Annotated in this window: 24 protein-coding genes; 18 read left to right on the forward strand and 6 right to left on the reverse strand. The window is 72.1% G+C overall.

The window, feature by feature from the left end; all coding sequences use genetic code 11:
• The first annotated feature begins 3 nt into the window (after window positions 1–3).
• The 3 genes from deoC to FVE25_RS22300 all read left to right on the forward strand — a co-directional run bounded on the left by deoC (window position 4) and on the right by FVE25_RS22300 (window position 3,382).
• On the forward strand, window positions 4–933 hold the full coding sequence (gene deoC, locus FVE25_RS22290; protein WP_157249068.1) for a deoxyribose-phosphate aldolase: 930 nt from the start codon (window positions 4–6) through the stop codon (window positions 931–933).
• Between the two features lie 2 nt (window positions 934–935).
• On the forward strand, window positions 936–2,357 hold the full coding sequence (locus FVE25_RS22295) for an aldehyde dehydrogenase family protein (RefSeq protein WP_157248927.1): 1,422 nt from the start codon (window positions 936–938) through the stop codon (window positions 2,355–2,357).
• Between the two features lie 179 nt (window positions 2,358–2,536).
• Window positions 2,537–3,382, forward strand: a complete 846-nt coding sequence (locus FVE25_RS22300; protein WP_157248928.1) for an aldehyde dehydrogenase family protein — start codon at window positions 2,537–2,539, stop codon at window positions 3,380–3,382.
• A gap of 95 nt (window positions 3,383–3,477) precedes the next feature.
• Here FVE25_RS22300 and FVE25_RS22305 read toward each other — a convergent pair whose 3' ends face one another.
• Complete coding sequence (locus FVE25_RS22305; RefSeq protein ID WP_157248929.1) at window positions 3,478–4,728, reverse strand: FAD-binding oxidoreductase; 1,251 nt, start codon at window positions 4,726–4,728, stop codon at window positions 3,478–3,480.
• Window positions 4,729–4,799: 71 nt separating this feature from the next.
• On the opposite strand from FVE25_RS22305, the gene FVE25_RS22310 reads away from it, so the two are divergent.
• Window positions 4,800–5,714, forward strand: coding sequence for a LysR family transcriptional regulator (locus tag FVE25_RS22310; RefSeq protein ID WP_157248930.1), 915 nt, complete (start codon window positions 4,800–4,802; stop codon window positions 5,712–5,714).
• Here FVE25_RS22310 and FVE25_RS22315 read toward each other — a convergent pair.
• The gene (locus tag FVE25_RS22315) at window positions 5,671–6,783 is read right to left on the reverse strand and encodes an MFS transporter (RefSeq protein ID WP_157248931.1); all 1,113 of its coding nucleotides are present in this window, start codon (window positions 6,781–6,783) and stop codon (window positions 5,671–5,673) included. The genes FVE25_RS22310 and FVE25_RS22315 overlap by 44 nt on opposite strands.
• 92 nt (window positions 6,784–6,875) lie before the next feature.
• Here FVE25_RS22315 and FVE25_RS22320 point away from each other — a divergent pair, with 92 nt between their 5' ends.
• From FVE25_RS22320 to FVE25_RS22330, 3 genes are read left to right on the forward strand one after another with little or no spacing between them, the layout of a single operon-like run.
• Entirely contained in the window at window positions 6,876–7,205 is a 330-nt protein-coding gene (locus FVE25_RS22320; RefSeq protein ID WP_157248932.1) for an ArsR/SmtB family transcription factor, read from the forward strand.
• Entirely contained in the window at window positions 7,198–9,594 is a 2,397-nt protein-coding gene (gene hrpB, locus FVE25_RS22325; RefSeq protein WP_157248933.1) for an ATP-dependent helicase HrpB, read from the forward strand. The genes FVE25_RS22320 and hrpB overlap by 8 nt, the downstream gene beginning before the upstream one ends.
• Window positions 9,591–10,277 (forward strand): hypothetical protein, encoded by a 687-nt coding sequence (locus tag FVE25_RS22330; protein WP_157248934.1) that lies wholly within the window; start codon window positions 9,591–9,593, stop codon window positions 10,275–10,277. Before hrpB ends, FVE25_RS22330 begins: the two co-directional genes overlap by 4 nt.
• Here the strand turns inward: FVE25_RS22330 and FVE25_RS22335 are convergent.
• A complete protein-coding gene (locus FVE25_RS22335) occupies window positions 10,261–11,448 on the reverse strand; it encodes a threonine synthase (protein ID WP_157248935.1) in 1,188 nt (395 codons plus the stop codon). The genes FVE25_RS22330 and FVE25_RS22335 overlap by 17 nt on opposite strands.
• Window positions 11,449–11,526: 78 nt before the next feature.
• On the opposite strand from FVE25_RS22335, the gene FVE25_RS22340 reads away from it, so the two are divergent.
• The 3 genes from FVE25_RS22340 to FVE25_RS22345 are packed head-to-tail and all read left to right on the forward strand — an operon-like array spanning window position 11,527 to window position 14,001.
• On the forward strand, window positions 11,527–12,375 hold the full coding sequence (locus FVE25_RS22340; protein WP_157248936.1) for an SPFH domain-containing protein: 849 nt from the start codon (window positions 11,527–11,529) through the stop codon (window positions 12,373–12,375).
• Entirely contained in the window at window positions 12,368–12,529 is a 162-nt protein-coding gene (locus FVE25_RS53920; protein ID WP_181019669.1) for a type II toxin-antitoxin system antitoxin, read from the forward strand. The genes FVE25_RS22340 and FVE25_RS53920 overlap by 8 nt, the downstream gene beginning before the upstream one ends.
• Window positions 12,530–12,549: 20 nt before the next feature.
• Complete coding sequence (locus FVE25_RS22345) at window positions 12,550–14,001, forward strand: amidase (protein ID WP_157248937.1); 1,452 nt, start codon at window positions 12,550–12,552, stop codon at window positions 13,999–14,001.
• On the opposite strand, the gene FVE25_RS22350 is transcribed toward FVE25_RS22345, so the two are convergent.
• Together FVE25_RS22350 and FVE25_RS22355 are read right to left on the reverse strand one after the other, a co-directional pair.
• Window positions 13,998–14,831, reverse strand: a complete 834-nt coding sequence (locus FVE25_RS22350; protein ID WP_157248938.1) for an undecaprenyl-diphosphate phosphatase — start codon at window positions 14,829–14,831, stop codon at window positions 13,998–14,000. The two genes, FVE25_RS22345 and FVE25_RS22350, sit on opposite strands and share 4 nt — an antisense overlap.
• Window positions 14,832–14,873: 42 nt before the next feature.
• Window positions 14,874–15,764, reverse strand: coding sequence for a MurR/RpiR family transcriptional regulator (locus FVE25_RS22355; RefSeq protein WP_157248939.1), 891 nt, complete (start codon window positions 15,762–15,764; stop codon window positions 14,874–14,876).
• A 113-nt stretch (window positions 15,765–15,877) separates the two neighbouring features.
• Here FVE25_RS22355 and FVE25_RS22360 point away from each other — a divergent pair, with 113 nt between their 5' ends.
• From FVE25_RS22360 to FVE25_RS22385, 6 genes are read left to right on the forward strand one after another with little or no spacing between them, the layout of a single operon-like run.
• Entirely contained in the window at window positions 15,878–17,005 is a 1,128-nt protein-coding gene (locus FVE25_RS22360) for a C45 family autoproteolytic acyltransferase/hydrolase (RefSeq protein WP_157248940.1), read from the forward strand.
• Window positions 17,002–18,609, forward strand: coding sequence for an ABC transporter substrate-binding protein (locus tag FVE25_RS22365; protein ID WP_157248941.1), 1,608 nt, complete (start codon window positions 17,002–17,004; stop codon window positions 18,607–18,609). The genes FVE25_RS22360 and FVE25_RS22365 overlap by 4 nt, the downstream gene beginning before the upstream one ends.
• Window positions 18,610–18,613: 4 nt before the next feature.
• Window positions 18,614–19,528 carry an ABC transporter permease gene (locus tag FVE25_RS22370; RefSeq protein WP_219825601.1) on the forward strand — a complete coding sequence of 305 codons (915 nt, stop codon included), beginning with the start codon at window positions 18,614–18,616 and terminating at the stop codon, window positions 19,526–19,528.
• A 34-nt stretch (window positions 19,529–19,562) separates the two neighbouring features.
• Window positions 19,563–20,411 (forward strand): ABC transporter permease, encoded by an 849-nt coding sequence (locus tag FVE25_RS22375; protein WP_157248942.1) that lies wholly within the window; start codon window positions 19,563–19,565, stop codon window positions 20,409–20,411.
• 11 nt (window positions 20,412–20,422) lie between these two features.
• Entirely contained in the window at window positions 20,423–21,364 is a 942-nt protein-coding gene (locus FVE25_RS22380; RefSeq protein ID WP_246267286.1) for an ABC transporter ATP-binding protein, read from the forward strand.
• Window positions 21,364–22,116, forward strand: a complete 753-nt coding sequence (locus FVE25_RS22385) for an ABC transporter ATP-binding protein (protein WP_157249070.1) — start codon at window positions 21,364–21,366, stop codon at window positions 22,114–22,116. The genes FVE25_RS22380 and FVE25_RS22385 overlap by 1 nt, the downstream gene beginning before the upstream one ends.
• 58 nt (window positions 22,117–22,174) lie before the next feature.
• Here FVE25_RS22385 and FVE25_RS22390 read toward each other — a convergent pair whose 3' ends face one another.
• On the reverse strand, window positions 22,175–22,984 hold the full coding sequence (locus tag FVE25_RS22390) for an NmrA family NAD(P)-binding protein (RefSeq protein ID WP_157248944.1): 810 nt from the start codon (window positions 22,982–22,984) through the stop codon (window positions 22,175–22,177).
• Between the two features lie 75 nt (window positions 22,985–23,059).
• On the opposite strand from FVE25_RS22390, the gene FVE25_RS22395 reads away from it, so the two are divergent.
• Window positions 23,060–23,971, forward strand: a complete 912-nt coding sequence (locus FVE25_RS22395; protein WP_157248945.1) for an AraC family transcriptional regulator — start codon at window positions 23,060–23,062, stop codon at window positions 23,969–23,971.
• Window positions 23,968–24,474: an HAD domain-containing protein gene (locus FVE25_RS22400; RefSeq protein ID WP_181019670.1), complete on the forward strand. Its 507-nt coding sequence runs from the start codon at window positions 23,968–23,970 to the stop codon at window positions 24,472–24,474. The genes FVE25_RS22395 and FVE25_RS22400 overlap by 4 nt, the downstream gene beginning before the upstream one ends.
• Window positions 24,475–24,485: the final 11 nt, after the last annotated feature.

Raw genomic sequence — 24,485 nt, forward strand, 5'->3', positions numbered from 1 at the left:
ACACTGACTACCTCGCTCGCGGACGTGGCGGCATCCGATGCCACCCTGCGTGCCTTTCTGCACGGCCTGCCCGGCGTCGACCGGGTCGGCGCGGACCAGCGAGCGGCGATGCTCGGCACCCGTTCCATCAAGACGACCGCGAAGGCGCAGGCGATCGACCTGGCCATCTCGATGGTCGACCTCACCACGCTGGAAGGCGCGGACACGCATGGCAAGGTGCGGGCGATGTGCACCAAGGCCATCCATCCCGGCGGCGGAGCCCCGCGCGTGGCGGCGGTCTGCGTCTACCCCGACCTGGTGTCCGTGGCGGCCGAGGCGGTCAAGGGCTCGGGGGTGAAGGTGGCCTCGGTGGCCACCGCGTTCCCCAGCGGCCGATCCTCCCTCGAGGTCAAGGTGAGCGACACCGCGCTGGCCGTGGCGGCGGGCGCGGACGAGATCGACATGGTGATCGACCGCGGCGCCTTCCTGGAAGGCGACTACGTCAAGGTCTTCGAGGAGATCGTCGCGGTGAAGGCCGCCTGCGGCGCGGCCCACCTCAAGGTGATCCTCGAGACGGGCGAGCTGGCGACCTACGACAACGTACGGCGGGCGTCATGGCTGGCCATGATCGCCGGCGCCGACTTCATCAAGACCTCCACCGGCAAGGTGGCCCCGGCGGCCACGCTCCCGGTCACGCTGATCATGCTGGAGGCGGTGCGCGCCTTCCGCGACGTCACCGGCCGGCAGGTGGGCGTGAAGCCCGCCGGAGGCATCCGCACGACGAAGGACGCCATCAAGAACCTCGTCCTGGTCAACGAGACCGCCGGCGAGGACTGGCTGACCCCCGACTGGTTCCGCCTCGGGGCCTCCTCGCTCCTCAACGACCTGCTCATGCAGCGCGAGAAGCTGGCCACCGGCCGCTACGCGGGTCCCGACTACTTCACCTTGGACTGACGATGGTCTTCGAATACGCGCCCGCGCCCGAGTCGCGCGATGTCGTCGACATCAAGCCGTCCTACGGGCTGTTCATCAACGGCGAGTTCGCCGAGGGATCCGGCACCCCTTTCAAGACGGTCAATCCGGCCAGCGAGGAGAAGCTCGCCGAGATCGCCACCGCCACCTCCGACGACGTCGATCGGGCCGTCCAGGCTGCCCGCAAGGCTTTCGGCGTCTGGAGCGCGCTGCCCGGCGCCGAACGCGCCAAGTACCTCTTCCGCATCGCCCGCCTCATCCAGGAGCGGGCCCGTGAGCTGGCCGTGCTGGAGTCGCTGGACAACGGCAAGCCGATCCGCGAGTCGCGCGACGTGGACGTGCCGCTGGTCGCCGCCCACTTCTTCTACTACGCGGGGTGGGCCGACAAGCTGGAGTACGCCGGGTTCGGCACCAAGCCCCTCGGCGTGGCCGGGCAGGTCATCCCCTGGAACTTCCCGCTGCTCATGCTGGCCTGGAAGATCGCGCCGGCGCTGGCCTGCGGCAACACGGTCGTGCTCAAGCCCGCCGAGACCACGCCGCTGACCGCGCTGCTGTTCGCGGAGATCTGCCAGCAGGCCGACCTGCCGCCTGGCGTGGTCAACATCGTCACCGGGGCGGGCCAGACCGGCGCCGCCGTCGTCGCCCACCCCGACGTCAACAAGGTGGCCTTCACCGGCTCCACCGAGGTGGGCCGCATCATCGCCCGCACGGTCGCCGGCACCGACAAGAAGCTCACGCTGGAGCTCGGCGGCAAGGCGGCCAACATCGTCTTCGCGGACGCCGCCATCGACCAGGCCGTCGAGGGCATCGTCAACGGCATCTTCTTCAACCAGGGGCACGTGTGCTGCGCGGGCTCCCGGCTGCTGGTGCAGGAGTCCGTCCAGGACGAGCTGCTGACCGCGCTCAAGCGCCGCCTGGCCACGCTGCGCCTCGGCGACCCGCTCGACAAGAACACCGACATCGGCGCCATCAACTCGGCCGAGCAGCTGGCAAAGATTCGTGAAATGTCGGATATCGGGGTGGATGAGGGTGCCGAGCGCTGGTCGCCGCCCTGCGAGATCCCGGCCAAGGGCTTCTGGTTCCCGCCGACCGTCTTCACCGGCGTCGCCCAGTCCCACCGGATCGCCCGCGAGGAGATCTTCGGCCCGGTGCTGTCCGTGCTCACCTTCCGCACCCCGGCCGAGGCCGTGGAGAAGGCCAACAACACCCCGTACGGGCTGTCGGCCGGCGTCTGGACCGAGAAGGGCTCGCGCATCCTCTGGATGGCCGACAAGCTCCGGGCCGGCGTGGTGTGGGCCAACACCTTCAACAAGTTCGACCCCACCTCGCCGTTCGGCGGCTACAAGGAGTCGGGCTACGGACGGGAAGGCGGCCTGGCCGGGCTGGAGGCATACCTCGATGTGTGAGCACCGGCGCACCAAACGCAGAGCCCGCCGCGCGCAGGCCACCCGGGGCCACGGCTTCGCCAGGGCCGGGCGTCCCGCGCGCACCGGCTGGTTCGCACACCGCTGCGGCGTCAGCCGATGCGGTCAGATCTTCGCTCCTGTGCAGCTGACCCAGGAGATCACGTGGAGGGGGCGCGGCGATGAGTAGGCTGGCCGTCCGCAAGACCTACAAGCTGTTCATCGGCGGGGCGTTCCCGCGATCCGAGAGTGGAAGGTCCTACGTCGTGACCACGGCCAAGGGCGAGTTCGTGGCCAACGCGGCCAGGGCATCGCGCAAGGACGCCCGTGACGCCGTGGTCGCCGCCCGCAAGGCGTTCCCCGGGTGGTCGGCGGCCACGCCGTACAACAGGGGGCAGATCCTCTACCGCGTCGCCGAGATGCTGGAGGGGCGCCGGGCGCAGTTCGCCGAGGAACTGGGCGGGCCCAAGAAGGCCGCGGCCGAGAGGGTGGACGCGGCCGTGGACCGGCTGGTGTGGTACGCCGGGTGGTCGGACAAGATCGCGGCCGTCCGCGGGGCGGCCAATCCGGTGGCCGGGCCGTACTTCAACCTCTCGACGCCGGAGCCGACCGGGGTGGTCGCGGTCGTCGCGCCCGCCGACCCGCTGCTCGGGCTGGTGTCGGTGATCGCGCCGGTGATCGTCACCGGGAACACCTGCGTCGTGGTGGCCTCGGAGAGCGCGCCGCTGCCCGCGATCACGCTGGCCGAGGTGCTGGCCACGTCCGACCTGCCGGGCGGAGTGGTCAACCTCCTCACCGGGCATCAGCGCGAGCTGGCCCCGTGGCTGGCGGCGCACATGGACGTCAACGGGCTGGACCTCGGCGGGGTCGAGGATGCCGACCTGGCGCTCACGTGCGAGCAGGAGGCGGCGGAGAACCTCAAGCGGGTGCGGCGCGCGTCCGACGAGGACCACTCGGCGGATCCTGGTATTTCCCGCATGACCCACTTCCTGGAAACCAAGACCGTCTGGCACCCCATCGGAGTCTGATTCTTTACGGCGTAGCCGCCGCCCCCGCCACCCGCCGACGTGGGTTTACGCCGATCGTGGGGGTCGCTTCTCACGTCGGACGTGGTTGCGCGCCGTTACGGCCCTTCGATCACGTGGGTGTGGCGGAACAGGTCGGCCGGATCGTAGGTGGCCTTCAGGGCCCGGAGGCGTTGGTACGTCTCCGGGTCGAAGGCCGTCCTGACCGCTTCGGGGGTGGCGTGGGCCGCGTACAGGAAGTTCAGCGCGTGGCCGCCCGTCGACCATTCCTCCAGGGCTTCTGCCGTCTTCTCGTGGACCGGCGGAACCTCTGGGCCCCTTGTCACGATGCCGTACAGGAAATGGGCGTCCCGGTTGCCGATCGCGTTGGGCCTGACCGGGCGGGACAGGGCTCCGCCCAGGTGGCGGATCTCCACCACGTTCGTCGTCTGGTTCCTGGCCACCTCTACCGCTTCGGCGGGCAGTTCGCGTAGCAGGGTGTGGGAGGACTGGTAGGCGGCGGGCTCGGTCGGGTCGTTGTGGATCGTCGCCGTCGCCGTGTACGGGATGTCCTTCACCGTGTCCGTCAGCGGCTGGTGCCGCCGGAGCGGGGCGATCAGGCTGTCGCCGTCTTCACCCAGGTAGGCGATGCGGACCTGCGTGCGGCGGCGGCCGTCCGGGAAGGGGATCACCGCCACCGAGCTGGTCATCTCCTCCGGGACGTGCGCCAGCCACTCCCGCCAGGCGTGGACGGCGTCGAAGGTGTCGAAGAGCAACGCTCCGCCGTACAGCGTCGTGACCGGCACCAGGTCGATCTCCAGGGAGGTCGCGATGCCGATGGCGCCGCGGCCGCCGAGCATCGCCCAGTACAGGTCGGCGTCGTGGTCCGGGGTGGCCACGTGGGATTCGCCGTCGGCGGTGACGACGTCGACGGCGCGGACGTGGTCGGCGGCGTAGCCGTACGTGCGGGCCATGAGGCCGATGCCGCCGCCGAGCGTGTAGGAGGCGGCGCCCACGGCGGGCGCGCTGCCGGACAGCGGCGCCAGGCCGTGTACGGCGGCGGCCTCGATCACCGTGGACCACGGGGCGCCGGCTTCGATGTGGGCGGTGCGGGTCTGCGGGTTCACGTGGACGGCGTTCAGGCGGCCGGTGGTGATCAGGACGCCGCCCTCGGCCGCCCGGGCCAGGCCGTGGCCGGTGGCCTGGACGGCGACGGGCAGGTCGTGCGCGGCGGCGTGGGCCACCGCCTCACGCACGTCGGCGGCGGTCTCCGCGGGGAAGATCAGGTCGGGCTTGTGGCTGGAGGAGCGCTGGTAGCCGAGGCGCTCGCTGTCGTAAATATCGGATTCTGGAGTGATTCTTCTGGCCATGACGTCAGCGTGCCCCGGACAGGATCCATAAGTCCAAGAGCAGGTTCTTCTCACAGCTATAATCGACAGTTATGGAGCTTCGGCAGCTCGAATATTTCGTGGCCGTGGTCGACGAGGGCGGTTTCACCAAGGCAGCGGCCAGACTGCACGTGGCGCAGCCCGGGATCAGCGCGCAGATCAAACGGCTGGAGCGGGAGCTCGGGCAGCCGCTGTTCGACCGGAGCGGGCGCAACGTGGCGCTGACCGAGGTGGGCACGGCGGTGCTGCCGTACGCGCGGGCGGCGTTGTGGGCGGCCTCTGGGGCGCGGGACGTCGTAGCCGAGTTCACCGGGCTGCTGCGCGGGCGGGTGGTCATGGCCGTGGTCACCGCGCCCTGGGCGCTCGACCTGGCGGGGCTGCTGGCCGGCTTCCATCACGCCCATCCGGCGGTGGAGATCACGCTCAACGAGATGGACCCCGTCAGCCTCACGGAGTCGCTGGCCGCCGGGCAGGTGGACCTGGCGCTGCTCGGGCTCGGGGCGCCGCTGCCGCCGGGGGTGGAGACCCAGGTGGTCATCGACCAGGCGGTGGTGGCCGCGGTACGGCGGGGCGGCGAGCTCGACGGGCGTGACCGGCTCACGGTGGCCGAACTGCGCGACCGGACCCTGATCACGCTGCCGCCGGGCACCGGGCTGCGGTCGGTGGTCGAGGCGGCCTGCCTGAGCGCCGGGTTCCGCCCGCAGGTGGCGTTCGAGGCCAGTGAGCCGTACTTCCTGGCCAAGCTGGCCGCGCACGGCCTCGGGGTGGCGATCCTGCCGCGCTCGGCGGTCTCCCGGCACGACGACCTGCACGTGCTGGAGATCGAGGAGCCCGCCATGCGCGGTCAGATGGGGCTGGCCTGGCGGACCGACCAGCCCGTGAGCCCGGCCGCCCGCGCGCTGGTCGAGCATGCCAGGAAGGTCTTCACCGCGCAGTGGCCACCTGAGCGGGAGCGCGGCGATAGGTGACCGCGGTGAAGAGCAGCGAGATGGCACCGAAGGCGGTGGCGAGCACGATGACGCCCGCTCTGCCGTACCACTCGAGGGCGAGGCCGCCGGTGACGCCGGCCACGAACACCCCCACGTACTGCGCCGATGACAGCAGGCCCAGGCCGACCGGCACGCTGTCGGGGACGGCGGCGACGGTCCGGTACTGCTGCGCGGGCGCGATCAGCCAGCCCACGGCGCCCCAGAGGAAGGCCCAGACCAGGGCGACCGGCAACGCCAGGTTCGCGACCGGGGTCAGGGCGAGGAAGACGGTGGCGGCGCCGAGACTCAGGAACACCATGCGGCGCGGCCCGTACGCGTCGGTGAAGCGCCCGCCGAGCTGGTTGCCGACGATCCCGCCGAGGCCCCACGCCCACAGGACGGCGGGCAGCGACAGGTCGAGCAGCGAGCCGATGTAGGTGTAGGCGGTGAATCCCGCCGAGAACATCAGCAACTGGGTGATCAGCACGGCGGACACCCGCCGGTCGGCCAGCGGGGCGAAGCGGGCGCGCAGCCGGCCGGAGGAGGGGATCACCACCTCGGGCACCACCGCGGCCACCCCGATCAACCCGAGCACGCCCAGCCCCACCACCAGCCAGATCGTCGCCCGCCAGCCGGCGGACGCGCCGAGCCAGGTGCCGAGCGGCACGCCCAGCGCCGAGGAGACCGTCAATCCGCCCATCACCAGCGCCAGCGCTCTGCCCCGGCGTTCGGGCGAGGTCAGCGCATTGGCCACCCCCGAGGCCGTCGGCGTGAACATGGCCGCTCCCGCCGCCGCGATGACCCGGGTCGCCATGATCAACGGGTAGGTCGGGGCGATGGCGGTCAGCAGGTTGCCCAGGATGAACACGCTGAGCGCGATCACGAGCAGCCGCTTGCGCGGCAGGCGGGCGGTGAGCGCCGCCAGCACCGGTGACAGGATGGCGTAGGCCAGGGCGAACACGGTCGCGATCTGCCCGGCGGCGGCGACGGAGATGTGCAGGTTCTGGGAGATCGGGGGCAGGAGTCCGGCGGTGACGAACATGCCCGTGCCAATGGCGAAATTACCCACAGCAAGGGGATAAAGCCTGGAATTCACTCCGCCTACGCTGGCATCAATGTTGGATGGTTGTCAAACAATCAAACTGAAGTAGAGTGGGCGATATGCGCCAGCCACCCCACCCCGCCACCGCGGACATCCAGCTCACGGACGTGCTCCGGGTGCTGGGCGATCCGGTGCGACTGGAGCTGGTCAGGAAGCTCGCCGACGGCTCGGAGCTGTCGTGCTCGACCGCCGGCGACGACCTGGACATCCACAAGTCCACGCTGTCGCACCACTACCGCGCCCTGCGCGAGGCCGGGGTCACCCGGACCCGGGTGAACGGCCGCGAACGCCTGCTCAGCCTGCGCCGCGCCGACCTCGACGCCCGGTTCCCCGGGCTCATCGACTCGATCGTCGCCGCCTCGGAGCTCGCCGTGCCCGCCCATGGCTGAATCCGCGCTGCCCGATCTGCCGATCACCGAGGCGCTGCCCGAGCTCTCGGCCGCCCTCGAGCGGTACGGCAGCGCCGTCCTCACCGCCCCGCCCGGCACCGGCAAGACCACCGTGGTCCCGCTGGCGCTGGCCGGGCAGGGGGCGCGGGTGCTGGTCGCCGAGCCGCGACGGCTGGCCGTACGCGCTGCCGCCCGCCGGATGGGGGCGAGCTACACGATCAGAGGCGAGCGCCGGACCGGCCGCAACCCCATGGTCGAGGTCGTCACCACCGGAGTCCTCCTGCAGCGCCTCCAGCGCGACCAGGAACTGCCCGGCGTGGACGTGGTCATCCTCGACGAATGCCACGAACGCCACCTGGACGCCGACACCGCCCTCGCCTTCCTGCTCGACGTGCGCGACACCCTCCGCCCGGACCTGCGCCTGCTGGCCACCTCCGCCACCGCGGACGCCGCCCCGCTGGCCCGGCTCCTGGGCGACGCGCCCGTCGTGACCGCCTCCGGCGCCATGCACCCCGTCCAGACGATGTGGGCGCCGCCGCCCCGCCCCGTCGCCCCGCCGCACGGGTTGCGCGTCGACCCCGCGCTGCTGGCCCACGTCGCGGCGACGGTACGGCGGGCGCTGGCCGAGCAGCAGGGGGACGTGCTGTGCTTCCTGCCCGGCGTCGGCGAGATCGCCAAAGTGGCCGGGATGCTCGCCGGGGATCTGCCCGCCGAGGTGCTCCAGGTGCACGGGCAGGCGCCGGCGCGGGTCCAGGACGCGGTCCTCTCGCCCGGTACGGCCCGGCGGGTGGTGCTGGCCACGTCGGTGGCCGAGTCCAGCCTGACCGTGCCCGGGGTCCGGGTCGTGGTCGACTCCGGGCTGGCTCGGGAGCCGCGCACTGACCACGCCCGCGGGCTGGGCTCCCTGACGACGATCCGGGCCGCGAAGGCCGCCGCCGTCCAGCGCGCCGGCCGGGCCGGCCGCGAAGCGCCCGGCGTCGTCTACCGATGCTGGAGCGAAGCCGAGCACGAACGCCTGCCCGACCAGCCACGGCCCGAGATCGCCCTGGCCGACCTGACCGGGTTCGCCCTGCAGGCCGCGTGCTGGGGCAGCCCGGACGCCTCCGGCCTGCGTCTGCTCGACCCGCCGCCGCCCGCCGCGATGTCGGCCGCCGCCCGCGTCCTTGCGACCCTCGGGGCGCTGGCCGGCCGGACCGTGACCGAACGTGGCCTGCGGATGGCCCGGGCAGGGGTGCATCCGCGCCTGGCCAGGGCCCTTCTCGACGCCGGTCCCGATGCCGCCGAGGTGGTGGCGCTGCTGTCGGACCAGCTTCCCAGGGACGCCTCCGACGACCTGGCCGAGGTCTGGCGCTCGGCCCGCCGCGGCGCCCTGCCGCGCTGGCGGCAGGAGGTGAACCGCCTGGCGCCGGCCGTACGCGAACCGGGACGGGTGCGGGACGCCGTGGCCGGGCTGACCGTGGCGCTGGCCTTTCCCGAGCGGGTGGCGCGGCGGCAGGGTCAGGCGTATCTGATGGCCTCGGGGACCCAGGCGGAGCTTCTCGGCGGGTCGCGGCTCGAGGGGGTCGAGTGGCTGGCGGTCGCGGTGACGGATCGGCCGCTCGGCTCGCCCAGAACGCGCATCAGGCAGGCGGCGGTGATCGACGAGGAGATCGCGCGGGCGGCCTTCGGCGTCACCGTCGAGGACGAGGTGGCCTGGCGGGTGCCGCCGGGGGAGCGGTACGGAGACGTGGTGGCCCGGCGGGTCGAACGGATCGGGGCGATCGAGGTGGCGTCGTCGCCGCTGAAGGACGCCGATGTCAGGCAGGCGCTGCTGGACGGCCTGCGGACCGAGGGCGTGCTCAGCTGGACCCCCGAGGCCACCGCCCTGCGCCGGCGGATGGAGTTCTGCCACCGGGCGATCGGGGCGCCCTGGCCGGCCGTGGACGACCAGGCGCTGCTCGACCTGGCCGATCAGTGGCTGGAGCCGGAGCTGTCGAGGGCGCGCAGGCGGGCCGACCTGACGCGGATCGACGTGGCCGGCGCCCTCAGGCGGCTGATCCCGTGGAGCGAGCGGCTGGAGGGGGTGGCGCCGGAGCGGATCGAGGTGCCCAGCGGGTCCAGGATCCGGGTCGACTACTCGGGTGAGCAGCCGGTGCTGGCGGTCAAGCTGCAGGAGTTGTTCGGCTGGCAGGAGGCGCCGAAGGTCGCGGGGGTGCCCCTGGTCATCCACCTGCTCTCGCCGGCGGGGCGTCCGGCGGCGGTGACGGCGGATCTCGCGTCGTTCTGGCGGGAGGGCTACAAGGCGGTCCGGGCGGAGCTCCGGGGGCGGTATCCGAAGCATCCGTGGCCCGAGGACCCCCTCACCGCGGCCCCCACACGTCACACGAAAGCCCGGATAATGGGCACATGACGGACCCCCGGGCACTGGCGGCGGCACGCAACAACGCCGAGTGGTGCGACCTGATGTCCCGTGCCCACGGTGTCACGGGGGAGTTCGGCGCCAGGGTGTGGCGTAGCGCGCGGCGCACGCCGCCCTACTACCCGGACGCGGTCACCCTCGACCCGGCCGCCACGGCCGCGGACGTGCTCGATGGCATCGACGCGGGCCCCTGGGCCTCGGTGAAGGACAGCTTCGCCGCCCTGGAACCGTTCGGCGGGTTCGAGGTGCTTTTCGCGGCGCAGTGGATCCACCGGGACGCGCCCGTGGACGCTGACCTGCCCGGCGAGGTGAACTGGAGCCGGGTCGAGGACGCGGCCGATCTGCGCGCCTGGGAGCGCGCCTGGAACGGCGGGCGGGACAACGACCTGTTCCGGCCCGCGATCCTGGCCGAGGCGGCGGTGCTCGCGGGCCGGGTGGACGGCGAGATCGTCTGCGGGGCCGTGCTCAACGCCGGTGACGGGGTGGCCGGGGTCTCGAACGTCTTCGCCGCCGGTCGCGACGTGGACGACGCGTGGGCGGGCGCGCTCGCCATGGCCGCCCGGTTGTTCCCCGGGCGGCCGCTGGTCGGCTACGAAAGCGACGTGGAGCCCGCCGAACGCCACGGGTTCACGCCGGTCGGGGCGCTGCGGGTCTGGCTCAAGGAGAGTGGATAGCGTCCCGCCAGGTGGGGTTCTCCAGCACCTCGGTCCGGTGCTCGCCCACCCCCAGATCCTTGAACCCGCTGGAGGTGGCCACGCACACCACCGGCCCGTCGAACGCCCGCCCCAGCGAGCGGAAGGCGGCCAGCCCGGCGGCGCCCGACAGCTCCTGCCAGACTCCCCGCAGGGCCAGCTCCCGCTGGGCGGCGCGCATGGCGTCGTCGCTCACCAGCAGCGCCTGCCCGCCGCTGTCGCGGACGGCGCGGACGCCGCGATGGCCGCCGACGTCGCACAGGATGGCGTACGCGGCCGAGCGCCCGGCGGGAACGATCACGGCGGGCTCCCCGGTCGCCAGCGCCCGCGCGGTCGGCCCACCGGCGGCGGGCTCACAGGTGAAGATGGCCGGCGTGCCGGCGGCCACCCCTAGCCGGAGCAGCTCGGCGAACCCCTTCCACACCCCGTAGACCAGCTCTCCGTAACCGGTCGGGGTGAACACGGCCGCCGGAACCCGCCCAAGCTGCGCGAACAACTCATAGGCAATGGTCTTATACCCCTCCGGCCCATACGGGTGCCCGGTGTGGGTGACGCTCTGGTTGCTGACCGGGTGATAGCCCAGCTCGTCCACGATCTCCCGCAGCAACGGCCACCGCTTGTCGGCCGGCACGGTCAGCACCTTCGCCCCATAGGACCGCACGAAGGTCTGCACGACGGGCGGCGACTCGGCCGAGGCGAGAACGACGGCGGGCAGCCCGGCCCGCGCGGCGTAGGCGGCGGCCGAGGCGCCGTGGTTGCCGGAGGAGGCGACCACCACCCCGGGCGCCCCGGTGGTGACGGCGGCGCTGACGGTGACGCGGTTGAGCCGGTCCTTGTGCGACCAGGTGGGGTTGCGGGACTCGTCCTTGACGTAGACCCCGTCGAACTCCAGGAGCGGCGTGCCGCCCTCGCCCAGCGTGGGCGCGGCCAGGGGCGGCAGCAGGGGTGACCATCGCGCGATGTCCGGCAGGGGCGCCTGGGCGAACAGATCCCCGGGCACCCGGGCGTAGTCGTAGTCCACCTCCAGCGGATAGGCCACGGAAGGGGTGCTGGTCTCGGGGCAGCCACGGGTGAGGGGCGGCAGGAGCGGATAGCTGAGGGACGGATCGCCCAAGGAGCGCTGGGCGACGGCGAGCGAGGGTCGTGCGTTCACGCGGGTGAGCCTACGCAACGCCGCCGACAGGACTCGTGGGCTATCATGGTGATATCACTTCGATAGCAAGGAGTCGCGATGGAACGACGTGCCTTCCGCCTTAACGGCTTCCTGGCCCTGATCCTGGCGATCGCCCTGGCCGCGGTCGCGGGGTTCTCGGCGCTGTCCGGCACGGCCGCGGGCCTGGTCCTGGCCGTGGTGCTCGGGGCGCTGACGCTGCTGGTCCTCACCGGGTTCGCGGTGATCAACCCGAACGAGGCCAACGTGGTGCAGTTCCTGGGCCGTTACGTCGGCACGGTCACCGACAACGGCCTGCAGTGGGTGCTGCCGCTGACCACCAAGCGCCGGGTCACGCTCCGGGTCAGGAACTTCGAGACCGCGAAGCTCAAGGTCAACGACGCCGACGGCAACCCGGTCGAGATCGCCGCCGTCGTGGTCTACAAGGTCACCGACACCGCCCGTGCGGTCTTCGCGGTCGACGACTACGAGGAGTACGTCGCCATCCAGTCGGAGGCCGCGGTGCGCCACCTGGCCACCACCCACCCGTACGACTCCCACGACGACTCCCGCACCAGCCTGCGCGACGGCACCAGCGTGGCCGAGGAGCTGACCGGCGAGCTGCGCGAGCGCACCGAGCTGGCCGGGGTCGAGGTGCTGGAGGCGCGCATCACCCACCTCGCCTACGCCCCGGAGATCGCCCAGGCGATGCTGGTGCGCCAGCAGGCCGCCCAGGTGGTCGCCGCCCGCACCAAGATCGTCGAGGGCGCCGTCGGCATGGTCCAGCTCGCCCTCGACCGCCTGGCCGCTGAGGGCGTGGTGGACCTCGACGAGGAGCGCAAGGCGCAGATGGTCTCCAACCTTCTGGTCGTCCTGTGCGGCGACCGGGCGACACAGCCGGTGGTGAACGCCGGCAGCCTGTATGCCTGAGAAGAAGAAGCTCCTGCTCCGCCTGGATCCGGCCGTGTACGACGCGATCGCCAAGTGGGCCGCCGACGATCTGCGCAGCGTCAACGCGCAGATCGAGTACGCCCTACGGCTGGCCTTGAAAGAAGCCAAGCGGGAGCCTCGCGCCGAACGTTAGAAACCTGCACACTCTTATGCATGATTTGGGCAGGCAAGTCCGCTGTCGAGATCGCGCAAGCCGTACGGCACGGCGAGGCCGCACCGGAGACCGTGGTCGAGGAACATCTGTGCGCCATCGCCGAACGCGACCCGAAGATCAAGGCGTTCCGCCTGGTCAGGGCGCGTGCCGTCGAGGAGGCCAGGGCCGTGCGCAAACGCCGCGACCTGGCCGACCTGCCGCTGGCGGGCGTGCCGGTGGCGGTCAAGGACAACCTGGCCGTCGCCGGTGAGACCTGCCGCCTCGGCTCCGGCGCCACCTCCGACGCCCCGGCGGCCGAGGACCATCCGGCCGTCGCCCGCCTGCGCGCGGCGGGCGCGGTGATCGTCGGCCTGACCAACATGCCCGAGCTGGGCCTGGTCGGCTTCGGCGACAGCGCGTACGGAACCGTCAGGAACCCCTGGGACCTCTCCCGTACGGCCGGCGGCTCCTCCTCCGGCAGCGCCGCGGCCGTGGCGGCCGGGATGGTCCCGATCGCCCTGGGCAACGACGGCATGGGCTCCCTGCGCATTCCGGGCGCCTGCTGCGGCGTGCTGGCGCTGAAACCGGGGCCCGGCGTGGTGCCGCCGCCGGTCGACGACTGGGACGGGCTGACCGAGAACGGGCCCGTGGCCTGGAGCGTGGCCGACCTGTCGCTGGCGTTGTCGGTGCTGGCGGCCGACCCGGGGCTGGCCGAGTCCTGGCGCACCGGCACGCGTACCGAGCCGGTGCGCCCGATGCTCCGCTCGATCTGGGCCGAGGACGACGACGAGGGCTGGGCGGCGCCGCGGACGATCCGGGCGGCCGAGGACGGGTTGTTCGAGCTGCGGGTGGCCTACGCGCCGCAGCCGCTGCCGGTGGGGATGGCGGTGGACGCGGAGTTCCGCGCGGCGGTGGAGGCGGCGGCCGAGACGCTGCGCGTGGCCGGGCACACGATCGTGGAGCACCCGCGGCGCCTGCCCGGCTGGCTGGGCCCCGCCACGGTCGCGGCCTGGCTGGCCCGCTCCGGCGCGGCGGTCCAGGGCCTGGACCGAGCCCGGCTGGAACGGCGCAGCCGCGCCCTGGGCCGGGCCGGGCGGCTGCTGGCCAGGCTCACGCTCGACGGGTCGAAGGGGCGCGAGCGCTGGCGGGGGTACGGCGCCGACCAGTGGTTCGGGGACGCCGACGTGCTCATCACCCCGACGCTGGCCGCGGTGCCGCCGCGCGCCGACCGCTGGGGCGAGCGCGGCCTGCTGCGCAACGTGCTGGTCAACGCCAGGTACGCGCCGGTGACCGGGCCGTGGAACATGTGCGGCTGGCCCGCGGCGACCGTGCCGATCGCCACCCACTCGGCGGGCGTGCCGATCGGGGTGCAGCTCATCGCGCCGCCGGGCGGCGAGACCCACCTGCTCGGGCTGGCCGCGCAACTGGCCGCCCGGCATCCGGCGGTGCGCCCGCCGGGCTACGGGAGCTAGTGCGGAAGCGGCTCGATCACGCCGGTCGTGACCAGGAAGATGATGAGCAGGCCCAGCAGGATCCGGTAGATGACGAAGCCGGTGAAGCGGTGGGTGCTGATGTACTTCAGGAACCAGGCCACCGCGGCGTACCCGACGACGAACGAGATGACCGTGGCCAGGATCGTCGGCCCCCAGGCGGGCGCCTGGCCCTCGCCGATCTCGAACACCTCCAGCAGGCCCGACGAGAGCACGGCCGGGATGGCCAGCAGGAAGGAGTACTTCGCCGCGTCCTCACGCCGGTAGTCGAGCAGGAGGCCGGCGGTGATGGTGCCGCCGGAGCGGGAGACGCCGGGGATCAGGGCCAGCGACTGGGCGAAGCCGTACACGATGGCGTGGGTGAAGCTGAGGTGGCGCTCCAGCGTGAGCTTGTTGCGGGCGGTGCGGTCGGCGAACCACAGGATGATCGCGAAGACGATGAGCGTGGTGCCGATGATGCGCAGGTCGCGGAAGACGGTCTCGATCTGGTCCTTGAACAGCAGGCCGAGCACGCCGATGGGCAGGGATCCGGCGATGATGAACCAGCCCATCCTGGCGTGGAAGGCGCCGCGCAGCGCGGGCGTCCACAGGGAGCGCGTCCAGGTGGAGATGATCTGCCAGATCTCCTTGCGGAAGTAGATCAGCACGGCCGTCTCGGTGCCGAGCTGGATCACGGCGGTGAAGGCGGCGCCGGGGTCCTGCCAGCCGAAGAGCTCTCCGGCCACGCGGATGTGCGCGCTGGAGGAGATCGGAAGGAACTCCGTCAGGCCCTGGATGAGGCCGAGGACCACAGCTTCGAACCAGCCGATCACGCGCGCACACCTTTCTGAGCCCGTCCCTTTAACGACTGGAGGCTATCGGTCGCCGGGACGAGGTGGTGACAGGAGTTGCTCGCGCAGGGCGGTGAGCTGGTGAGAGTGCTCGACAGATCGATTCTCGTCGAGGGAGTCGATGGCGAGCAGGAGCGCGTCGGCGACGATCATGCCCGTCAGGGGTTCCGCGGTGATGCCGGTGGGCGTGTGGGGCGCGTTCAGCACGGCGTCCACCCGGTCGGCGAAGGCGCCGCCCAGCTCATCGGAGATGAGGATGACTCCGGCGCCGACCTGGCGGGCCCGGTCGATCACCACGGTGATCTCCTTGAGCCGCCGCCCCGGCTGGAAGATCACCACGGCCTCGCCGTGGCCGAGGGCGAGCAGGTCGTCGGCCAGCGTGAAGCCGGTGGCCGAGCTCGTCCGGGCGCGGTGGCCGCGGCGGCCCAGCTTGAGCGCGAGATGCCGGGCCGCGGGCTCCGAGGCGCCCACGCCGTACACGAGGGTCGAGGAGGCGTTGACCAGGAGTTCCAGGGCGCGTTTGAAGGAGTCGGCGTCCCAGAGCGCGCGGCACTGGTCGATGCGCTCGCGGGCCTCGTCGAAGACGCGTGACCAGATGGCCGACAGGTCGTGGCCGACGTGGCTGATGCGCTGCTGCAGGCGTACGTCGGGGGCGACCGCGGAGGTGAATTCGCCGGCCAGGGCCCGCTTCAGGGCGGGCAGGCCGTCGAAGCCGAGCCGCTGCACCGTGCGCACGACGGTGGCGTTGCTGGTGCCGGTGGCCCGGCCCAGCTCGTTGGCGCTGGCGAACAGGATCTGCTCGGGCGAATTGGAGACGACATACTGGCACACGGCCCGCTCGGCCGGCGACAGCTCGTCCCACAGCTGTCTCACCATGGCCCTGAGCTGCTCGATCGGGCTGTGTGTATTTTCCATTACGGCTCTTGACTCCTTCGTAGCGGTCGTTACTCTGTCCTGAAACGCGCGCTACAGACTCGCGGTCTGCTGAAACGAACGTTACACGGCTCCGGCCGGTCCAAGGAGCACCATTGAGCCTCACCTCCCTGCCCCTCGTCGAGATCTCCGGCCCGCCGCGGGACCGGGGCCGCCAGTACGGCGAGCAGGCCCGGGCGCAGATCGGCCGCGCCATGGCCTACTACGCCGAGGCGTTCGGCCACTCCAGCGGCCTGACCTGGCGCCAGGTGACCGAGCGCGCGGCCCGCTGGGTCGAGCCGAGCGCCGCCTTCGCCCCCGAGCTGGTCGAGGAGATGACCGGCATCGCCGAGGGCGCCGGCGTCGGCTTCCTCGACATCCTGGCGCTCAACGCCCGCGGCGAGATCATCTACGACAGCACGTTCGCCACCATGGAGCCGCCGGACGGCTGCACCTCCTTCGCTCTGCTGGAGGAGGCCAGCGGCGACGGCCACGTCTACGCCGGGCAGAACTGGGACTGGCGGCACGCCGTGGCCGACACGGTCATGGTGCTCAGGGTGGTCCAGCCCGGCCGCCCGACGGTCATCATGCACGTCGAGGCGGGCCAGGTCGGCCGGCAGGGCGCCAGCTCCGCCGGCATCGCGCTCAACGCCAACGGGCTCGGCGGGCGCTTCGACGCGGCCGTGGGCGTCCCGCAGACGCTCATCCGGCGCCGGGTGCTCGACAGCCCCAACCTCAACGCCGCCCTGGAGGCGCTGACCAAGTCGAAGGCGCACATCGCCAGCAACGCGCTGATCACCCACCGCGACGGCTTCGCCATCGACCTGGAGACCACGCCGGGCGCGGTCGGCTGGATGTATCCCGAGGGCGGCCTGCTCGTCCACGGCAACCACTACCAGGCGTTCGTCCCGCCCCAGCTCGCCGCCACCTACCGCCCCGGCTCGGCCGACTCGCTGTTCCGCGTGCCGAGGGCCGAGACGGGGCTGCGGGCCGTACACGCGTCCTCCGGAACCGCTGAGGCGCGCAAGCGCATCAGATCGGCCATGTCCGACCACCTCGGCTACCCCGAGTCCCTGTGTACCCACCCCGACGAGGCCCAGCCCGCCGTCAAGAGGTGGGCCACGCTGCTGTCGAGCTGCGTCGACCTCACCACGGGCGACTACATGATCGCTGCCGGCACCCCCTGCGACCACGACTACGAGGTCGTGCCCTGGAACCTCTACGACGCACCGGAGTCCCTGTGAAGAAGACACTCGCGCTGGCCGGGCTCGCCTGCCTGGCCGCGGCCTGCGGCGGCCAGGCCGCCACCTCGGGCCAGACCGCGGACGTATCCCGGCTGACCCTGGTCAACCAGACGCCCAAGGCCACCGGCCCCCTGGAGCAGGCCGTCTGGCTGCTCGGCGAGGAGCCGGGCACGCTCGACCTGGACGTCGACGGCGGCACCGCCAACCGCACGATCATGACCAACGTCTGCGAGCGGCTCATGCAGACGCAGCCCGACATGACGATCAAGCCGTGGCTGGCCGAGAAGCTCGACGAGTCCGACCCCGGCAAGCTCGTCTTCACCGTCAAGAAGGGCCTCACCTTCCACGACGGCAGCCCGCTGACCGCCGACGACGTGGTGTGGAGCCTCAAGCGGCACGCGGGCAAGGGCATGAGCGAGTCCGACGAGTTCGAGGACGTCGCCGCCGTCGCCAAGACCGGCGACGACCAGGTCACGGTGACGTTCGAGAAGCCCAACGCGCTGTTCACCCAGGCGATGGCCGGCGACGCGGGCGTCGTGCTCAACCGGAAGGTCGTGGAGAAGCTCGGCAAGGAGTACGGCACGCCCGGCCACCCCGACGCCTGCTCCGGCCCCTACAAGCTGGGCGCGTGGAAGTCCGGCGCCGAGGTCGTCATCGAACGGTACGACGCCTACTGGAACACCGCGGTCAAGCCGCTGACCAAGCAGGTCGTCTTCAAGTGGGGTGACGACGGCGCGCTGGTCAACAGCCTGGTCACCGGAGCCGCCCAGGGCGCGTACCTCAGCGAGACCGGTCCCGCCGCGGCGCTGGCCAAGTCGGGCGCCACCGTGGCCCACGGCCCCACCACGCGGGTCTTCGTGCTGCTGCCCACGGACAAGGGCGTGATGAAGGACCCGAAGATCCGCCGGGCGCTCTCGCTGGCGATCGACCGGGCCGGCATCGCCAAATCCGGATTTGCCGGACTCGCCCGGCCGTGGAAGACGCCGGTCGGGGCCGGCGCCTGGTCCTACGAGCGGCAGGCGTTCCAGAAGGCATACGACGAGCTCCAGGGCGCGCCCGACAGCCCCGACCTGGAGGCCGCCAAGAAACTCGTGCAGGAAGCCGGTTCCCCGCAGACCCCGTTCGTCGTGGCCGGCGACGGCGACCAGGCCCGCAACGTCATCGCCAACGCCGTCCTCGACGCGGCCAAGAAGATCGGGCTCAAGGCGGAGATCAAGACCGTGCCCGGCGCGGAGTTCGGCTCGTTCTACACCGACCCCGCCAAGCGGGCCCAGGTCGACCTGGTGCCCGACGACTGGTACATCACCAAGAGCGACCCGATCGGCTTCTACGACAACGCGCTCACCGGCTCCTCCAACAACTGGGCCGGCTTCAGCTCGCCCGAGTACGACACGCTCGTCGGCAAGGCCCTGCAGACCACCGACCCGGTCGCACGCGCCGGGCAGGTGATCGAGCTGCAGCGGCGCTTCACCGCCGACATGGTGTGGATCTCCCTGGTCGAGGTGCCCTCCACCGTCGTGCTGGGCGGCAAGGTGACCGGCCCGCCGGCGTCCATGACGTACTTCGGCTACCCGTGGGCGGCCGACCTCGGGACCAAGGGCTGAGCCCGTGCTCAGGAAGCTGGCCGGGCTGGTCGCCACGCTGTCGGCCACCTCGTTCGTCATCTTCGGCGCCGCCTACGCCGCGCCGGGCGACCCGGTGACGTTCCTGGCCGGGGGCAAGGAGAACCTGACGCCCGAATACCTTGCGCAGATCCGGGCGCAGTACCACCTGGACGACCCGTTCCTCGTGCAGTACCTGCGCTGGCTCGGCGACGCCGCCACCGGCGACCTGGGCCGCTCGCTGCAGTACAACGACCAGGTGGCCGACCTGCTGGCCGCCCGCCTGCCCACGACGCTCGGCCTGGTCGCCTACGCGGCGGTGTTGTTCACCGTCTTCGGGGTGGCGCTCGGGGTGCTGGCCGCGGTCCGCGGCGGGCGCACCGACTCGGCCGTGGTCGCCGGCACCACCTTCGCCACCTCCGTGCCGCCGTTCGTGGTGGCCACCGCGCTCATCTCACTGTTCGGGGTGCAGCTCGGCTGGTTCCCGGTCGCGGGCGGCGGCTCGCTGTGGCACCTGACGCTGCCCGCGGTGACGCTGGCACTCGGCGCGCTGGCCATCATCAGCCGGGTCACCCGGCAGGCCATGGTGGAACAACGCGGCCTCGACCACGTCACCGTGGCCAGAGCCTCCGGGCTGGCCGAGCGGAGCATCGTGCTGCGGCACGTCTTCCGCGGCGCGCTCGGTCCCATCGTCACCATGTGCGGGCTGGTCACCGCCGGGATGCTGGCCGGCACCGTCACCATCGAGACCGCCTTCGGCCTCAGCGGCGTCGGCTCGCTGCTGGTCGGGGCCATCAACACCCACGACTTCCCGGTCACCCAGGCCGTGCTGCTGCTCATGGTCGCCGCCTACATCGCGGTGACCACGGTGGTGGAGCTGGTCCAGCCGGTGATCGACCCCAGAGCGCGGAGGCGGGCATGACAGCCACGACCGGCCCCGGCGAGTGGAGGCGGGCATGACCACCACCTCGATCGGCCTCGGCAAGCCGTTGCGGGCGGGCACCCCTCTCGGTTACCGGCTGGCCGCCGCCTTCCTGATCCTGGTCGTGGCCGCGGCGGTCCTCGCGCCGCTGCTCGCGCCCTACGAGCCGGACGCCGTGGACTTCGCCGCCTCGCTGGCGCCGCTCACGCCCGAGCACCCGCTGGGCGCCGACCAGTCCGGCCGCGACCTGCTCTCCCGCGTCCTGTACGGCGCGCGGACCTCCTTGCTGGGGCCGCTGGGCCTGCTGGCCATCGCCTCGCTGCTCGGCGTCGCCCTCGGCACCCTCGCCGCCTGGCACCGGGGCTGGGTCGACGCGGTCGTCTCCCGGCTCACCGACGTCATGTACGCCTTCCCGGGACTGCTGTTCGTCGTGCTGGTCGTGGCCGTCTTCGGCAACGGCCTGACCACCGCGGTCATCGCCCTCGGCCTGGCCTACGCGCCCACGATCGCCAAATACACCAGGAGCGTCGCCCTGGCCGAGTGCGCCAAGCCGTACATCGCGGCATATCGGGTGCAGGGCATGGGCGGGTTCACGATCTGCGCGCGCTACCTGGTGCCGAACCTGGCCCGCTCGATCGTCGGCTACCTGGTCGTGCTGTTCGGCGAGGGGCTGATGAGCCTGGCCACGCTGAGCTTCCTGGGCTTCGGCGCGCAGGCGCCCGCCTCCGACTGGGGGCTCATGGTCAAGGAAGGGCAGCCGGCGATCGTGCAGGGCGCGTTCCTGCCGGTCCTGGTGCCGGGGGCGGCGATCGCGCTGGTCGTGGTCTGCTTCAACGTGATCGGGGTACGGCTGGCCGATCGCCTGGGCGTGAGGGGTTCCTGATGGTGTTGTCGGTGGAAGGGCTCACGATCGAGGCGGGCGGCCGGCGGCCGATCCTGCGCGACGTCGCGTTGCACGTGGCGCGGGGCGAGGTGGTCGGGCTGGTCGGCGAGTCCGGCTCGGGCAAGTCCACGATCGCCCGCGCGGTGCTGCGCCTGCTGCCGGACGGCGCGCGGGTCTCCGGGCGGGTGCGGGTCGAGGGCGAGGACGTGCTGGAGATGTCCGGTACGGCGTTGCGCGAGCTGCGGGCGACCCAGGTGGCGATGATCTACCAGGATCCGCGTTCGTCGCTCAACCCGGTGCGCCGGGTCGGCGACTTCCTGACCGAGCGGATGGTGCTGACGCTGGGCCGTACGAAACGCTCGGCGCGGGAGCGGGCGCTGGAGCTCCTCGCGGCCGTGGGCCTGCGCGAGCCCGAGCTGCGCATGCGACAGTACCCTCACGAGCTGTCCGGCGGCATGCTGCAGCGGGTGGTGATCGCCGCCGCGCTGGCCGCGGATCCGGTGCTGCTGCTGGCCGACGAGGCGACCAGCGCGCTGGACGTCACCACCCAGGCCGAGACGCTGAAGCTGCTGCGCCGGGTGCAGGCGGAGCGCTCGCTCGGCATGCTCTTCATCACCCACGACCTCCAGTTGGCCGCGGCCTACTGCGACCGGGTGTACGTGCTCTACGCCGGGACCGTGGTGGAGAGCCGGCCGGCGAAGGAGCTGTTCGCCGATCCGCGGCACCCCTACACCGCCGGGCTGCTGGCCTGCACGCCCGACCTGGGCGATCCGCGGCCCCTGCGGCCCATTCCCGGGCGGCCGCCGTCGCTCGACGACGCCTTGGCCGGGTGCCCGTTCGCGCCCCGCTGTCCACAGGTTGTGGACGCGTGCGCGTCCGTGGCGCCGGAGCCGGTCGCGGTGAGCGGCGGCGTGGCCGCCTGCCACCTGGTGAGCGAGAGGAGCGCGTTGTGATGCTGGTCGTGGACGGGTTGCGCAAGACCTTCCCCGGCGGCACGCTCGCCGCCGACGACGTCTCCTTCACCCTGGCGGCCGGTGGCGCGCTGGGGCTGGTGGGGGAGTCCGGCTCGGGGAAGACGACGATCGCCCGCATGCTGGTCGGCCTGGCCAGGCCCGACGCGGGCACGATCAGCGTGGCCGGCCGGGTGCAGCCGCCCCGGGAACGAGGCAGGGAGGCCCGGCTGCGGCGGGCCAGGGAGATCCAGATGGTCTTCCAGGACCCCTACGTCTCGCTGGATCCCCGGCTGACGTCCGCGCAGTGCCTGCGGGCCGTGGTGCGGCTGCACGGCGGGCCCGGTGACCGGGTGGAGGAGCTGCTGGAGCAGGTGGGGCTCGGCAGCCGCGAGGCCGGGGCGCGGCCCCACGAGCTGAGCGGCGGCCAACGCCAGCGGCTGGCCATCGCCAGGGCGCTCGCGGTCGAGCCCGCGGTGCTGGTGCTGGACGAGGCGGTGGCCGCCCTGGACGTCTCCATCCAGGCGCAGATCCTCGAACTCCTGGCCCGGATCCGGGCCGAGCGGGGGGTGGCGTTGTTGTTCGTCAGCCACGACCTCGCGGTGGTGCGCCACCTGTGCGAGGAGACGCTGGTGCTGCACCGGGGGGTCGTGGTGGAGCGGGGGCCGGTCGCCACGGTGCTGGCCGAGCCGGCGCACGACTACACGCGCCGGCTCCTGGCCTCCGTTCCGCGTCCCGGGTGGGTCCTCACGTGAGGGTCGGCGCGGTCGCGCCCCCGCGCCGCCGTCCGCGCCGACCCGCTCGAAGGGGCGGCTAGACCTTCCACGCCGGAGCCGCCTGCCGGGCGTACTCGGCGAAGTCGCGGGCGGGACGGCCGAGCGCCTGCCGTACACCGTCGGCGAGCGACTCGTTGCGGCCGTCGAGCACCTCGGCGAAGAGCGCGTTCAGGCCGTGCGCCTCCTCCTCGGGCAGGCCGGCCTCGATCGCCCCGGCGGCGAACTCCTCGGGGGTGACCGGGACATAGGTGATCTCGCGGCCGGTGACCCGGGAGATCGCGGCGGCGGCTTCGGCGAAGCTGAGCAGGCGCGGGCCGGTCAGCTCGTAGACCTTGCCGGCGTGGCCGTCCTGGGTGAGCGCGGCGGCGGCGACGTCGGCGATGTCCTCCACGTCCACGAAGGGCTCGGTCACGTCGCCGGCGGGCAGCGCGATGGTGCCGCTCATGACCGGGTCCAGCAGCCAGCCCTCGTCGAAGTTCTGCATGAACCACGAGCAGCGGACGACCGTCGCGTCCACGCCGGCGTTCAGGACGACCTGCTCGGCCTCCTGGGCCAGCTCCTCGTTGCGGCCCGACAGCAGGACCAGCCGGCGCACGCCCGCCTTGACCGCGAGGTCGGTGAAGACGCGGATGCGCTCGAGCGCGCCGGGGAAGGCGAGGTCGGGGTAGTAGGTGATGTACACCGCGTGCACACCCTGCACGATCGCCGGCCAGGTGGTGTCGTCCTCCCAGTCGAAGGCGGGGCGCGAGCCCTTGCGCACGTCGTGGCCGAGCGCCTCGAGCCGCTGGACCACGCGGCGGCCGGTCTTGCCGTTGGAACCGAGAACCAGAGTCGTGTTGTTCGTCATGGGTCATATTCAAGTCCGTAGCGATGAGACTGAACATGGTTGAAGCGCGCGTTTCCATATGCAATCGTCTCAATCATGGATCAGCTTGCCGCACTACTCGACGGGCCGCGGGCCCGAGGCGCGTTCCTGCTCCGCGCGATCCTCGATCCACCCTGGTCGATGCGGGTGGAGGACCGGGCGCCCCTCACTTTGGTGGCCGTGGTCAGGGGGGAAGCGTGGATCGTGCCGAGCGGTGGCGAGCCCGTGCCGCTCATGCCCGGCCAGGTGGCGCTCGTCCGCGGGCCGGACGACTACGTCGTCGCCGACGAGCCCGGCACGCCCCCGCAGATCATCATCGGCCCCGACCAGCACTGCACCACCCTCGACGGCGAGTCCCTCTACCAGTCCATGGACCTCGGCGTACGGACCTGGGGCAACAGCCCCGACGGCGAGACCATCATGATCGTCGGCACGTACAGCATGGAGACCGAGGTCAGCAAACGCCTGCTGGACGCGCTCCCCAACCTCCTCGTGCTGCCCGGCGGCCCGCTCATCGGCCTGCTCGGCGCCGAGATGGTCCGCGACGAGCCCGGCCAGGAAGCCGTCCTCGACCGCCTGCTCGACCTGCTGCTCATCTCCACGCTGCGCTCCTGGTTCGCCGACCACGAGGCGCCCGCGTGGTACCGCGCCCAGAGCGACCCGGTCGTGGGCAAGGCCATGCGCATGCTGCACAACAACCCGGCCCACCCCTGGACCGTCGCCTCCCTGGCCGCCGAGGTCGGCGTCTCACGCGCCTCGCTGGCCAGGCGCTTCACCGAACTCGTGGGCGAGCCGCCCATGGCCTTCCTCACCGACTGGCGCCTGGCCCTGGCCGCCGACATGCTGCGCGAACCCGGCGCCACCGTGGGCGCGGTCGCCAGAAAGGTCGGCTACGGCAGCCCGTTCGCCCTCAGCACCGCCTTCAAACGGGTCCGCGGGGTCAGCCCTCAGGAGTTCAAAGTCGGATGAAACCCCTGGTGCTCGTCGACATCGACGGCGTGCTCAACCCGTTCGGCCGGCCGTCCGCGGACTTCCGGCGCTACCGGTGCGTGCTCGACGGTGAGATCTACATGGTCCACCTCAACCCGCGCCACGGCACCTGGCTGCTCGAACTGGCCGTGCGGGCGGGTGCCGAACTGGTGTGGGCGACCACCTGGGAGCACCACGCCAACGACTGGATCTCGCCCCGCCTCGGGCTGCCGAGGCTGCCGGTCATCCGCGTCCCCCACCAAGAGGCCGGTGCGGCCGGGGAGATGTTCAAGACGCCGCACGTGGCCGCCTACGTCAAGGGGCGGCCGTTCGTGTGGTTCGACGACCTGCTGTTCGCCGGCGACGAGCGCTTCCTCAGGGACCACCCGGAGGTCGGCGACTTCCTGCTCGTCCAGGTGGCCCCGGATCGGGGCCTGACCAGGCGACATGTCGACCTGGCCGCCGAGTGGCTGACCCTGTCAGGGTTTTCTCAGGGTCCTTAGTGGAACGTGAA

Origin of the sequence: Nonomuraea typhae, from assembly GCF_009760925.1 — a bacterium.
Classification (GTDB): domain Bacteria; phylum Actinomycetota; class Actinomycetes; order Streptosporangiales; family Streptosporangiaceae; genus Nonomuraea; species Nonomuraea typhae.

Coding starts and splice junctions, on each gene's coding strand:
- FVE25_RS22295 (WP_157248927.1), top strand. CDS start 936: ATGGTCTTCGAATACGCGCCCGCGCCCGAGTCGCGCGATGTCGTCGAC.
- FVE25_RS22300 (WP_157248928.1), top strand. CDS start 2,537: ATGAGTAGGCTGGCCGTCCGCAAGACCTACAAGCTGTTCATCGGCGGG.
- FVE25_RS22305 (WP_157248929.1), bottom strand. CDS start 4,728: ATGGCCAGAAGAATCACTCCAGAATCCGATATTTACGACAGCGAGCGC.
- FVE25_RS22310 (WP_157248930.1), top strand. CDS start 4,800: ATGGAGCTTCGGCAGCTCGAATATTTCGTGGCCGTGGTCGACGAGGGC.
- FVE25_RS22320 (WP_157248932.1), top strand. CDS start 6,876: ATGCGCCAGCCACCCCACCCCGCCACCGCGGACATCCAGCTCACGGAC.
- hrpB (WP_157248933.1), top strand. CDS start 7,198: ATGGCTGAATCCGCGCTGCCCGATCTGCCGATCACCGAGGCGCTGCCC.
- FVE25_RS22330 (WP_157248934.1), top strand. CDS start 9,591: ATGACGGACCCCCGGGCACTGGCGGCGGCACGCAACAACGCCGAGTGG.
- FVE25_RS22340 (WP_157248936.1), top strand. CDS start 11,527: ATGGAACGACGTGCCTTCCGCCTTAACGGCTTCCTGGCCCTGATCCTG.
- FVE25_RS53920 (WP_181019669.1), top strand. CDS start 12,368: ATGCCTGAGAAGAAGAAGCTCCTGCTCCGCCTGGATCCGGCCGTGTAC.
- FVE25_RS22345 (WP_157248937.1), top strand. CDS start 12,550: ATGATTTGGGCAGGCAAGTCCGCTGTCGAGATCGCGCAAGCCGTACGG.
- FVE25_RS22355 (WP_157248939.1), bottom strand. CDS start 15,764: ATGGAAAATACACACAGCCCGATCGAGCAGCTCAGGGCCATGGTGAGA.
- FVE25_RS22375 (WP_157248942.1), top strand. CDS start 19,563: ATGACCACCACCTCGATCGGCCTCGGCAAGCCGTTGCGGGCGGGCACC.
- FVE25_RS22385 (WP_157249070.1), top strand. CDS start 21,364: ATGCTGGTCGTGGACGGGTTGCGCAAGACCTTCCCCGGCGGCACGCTC.
- FVE25_RS22390 (WP_157248944.1), bottom strand. CDS start 22,984: ATGACGAACAACACGACTCTGGTTCTCGGTTCCAACGGCAAGACCGGC.
- FVE25_RS22395 (WP_157248945.1), top strand. CDS start 23,060: ATGGATCAGCTTGCCGCACTACTCGACGGGCCGCGGGCCCGAGGCGCG.
- FVE25_RS22400 (WP_181019670.1), top strand. CDS start 23,968: ATGAAACCCCTGGTGCTCGTCGACATCGACGGCGTGCTCAACCCGTTC.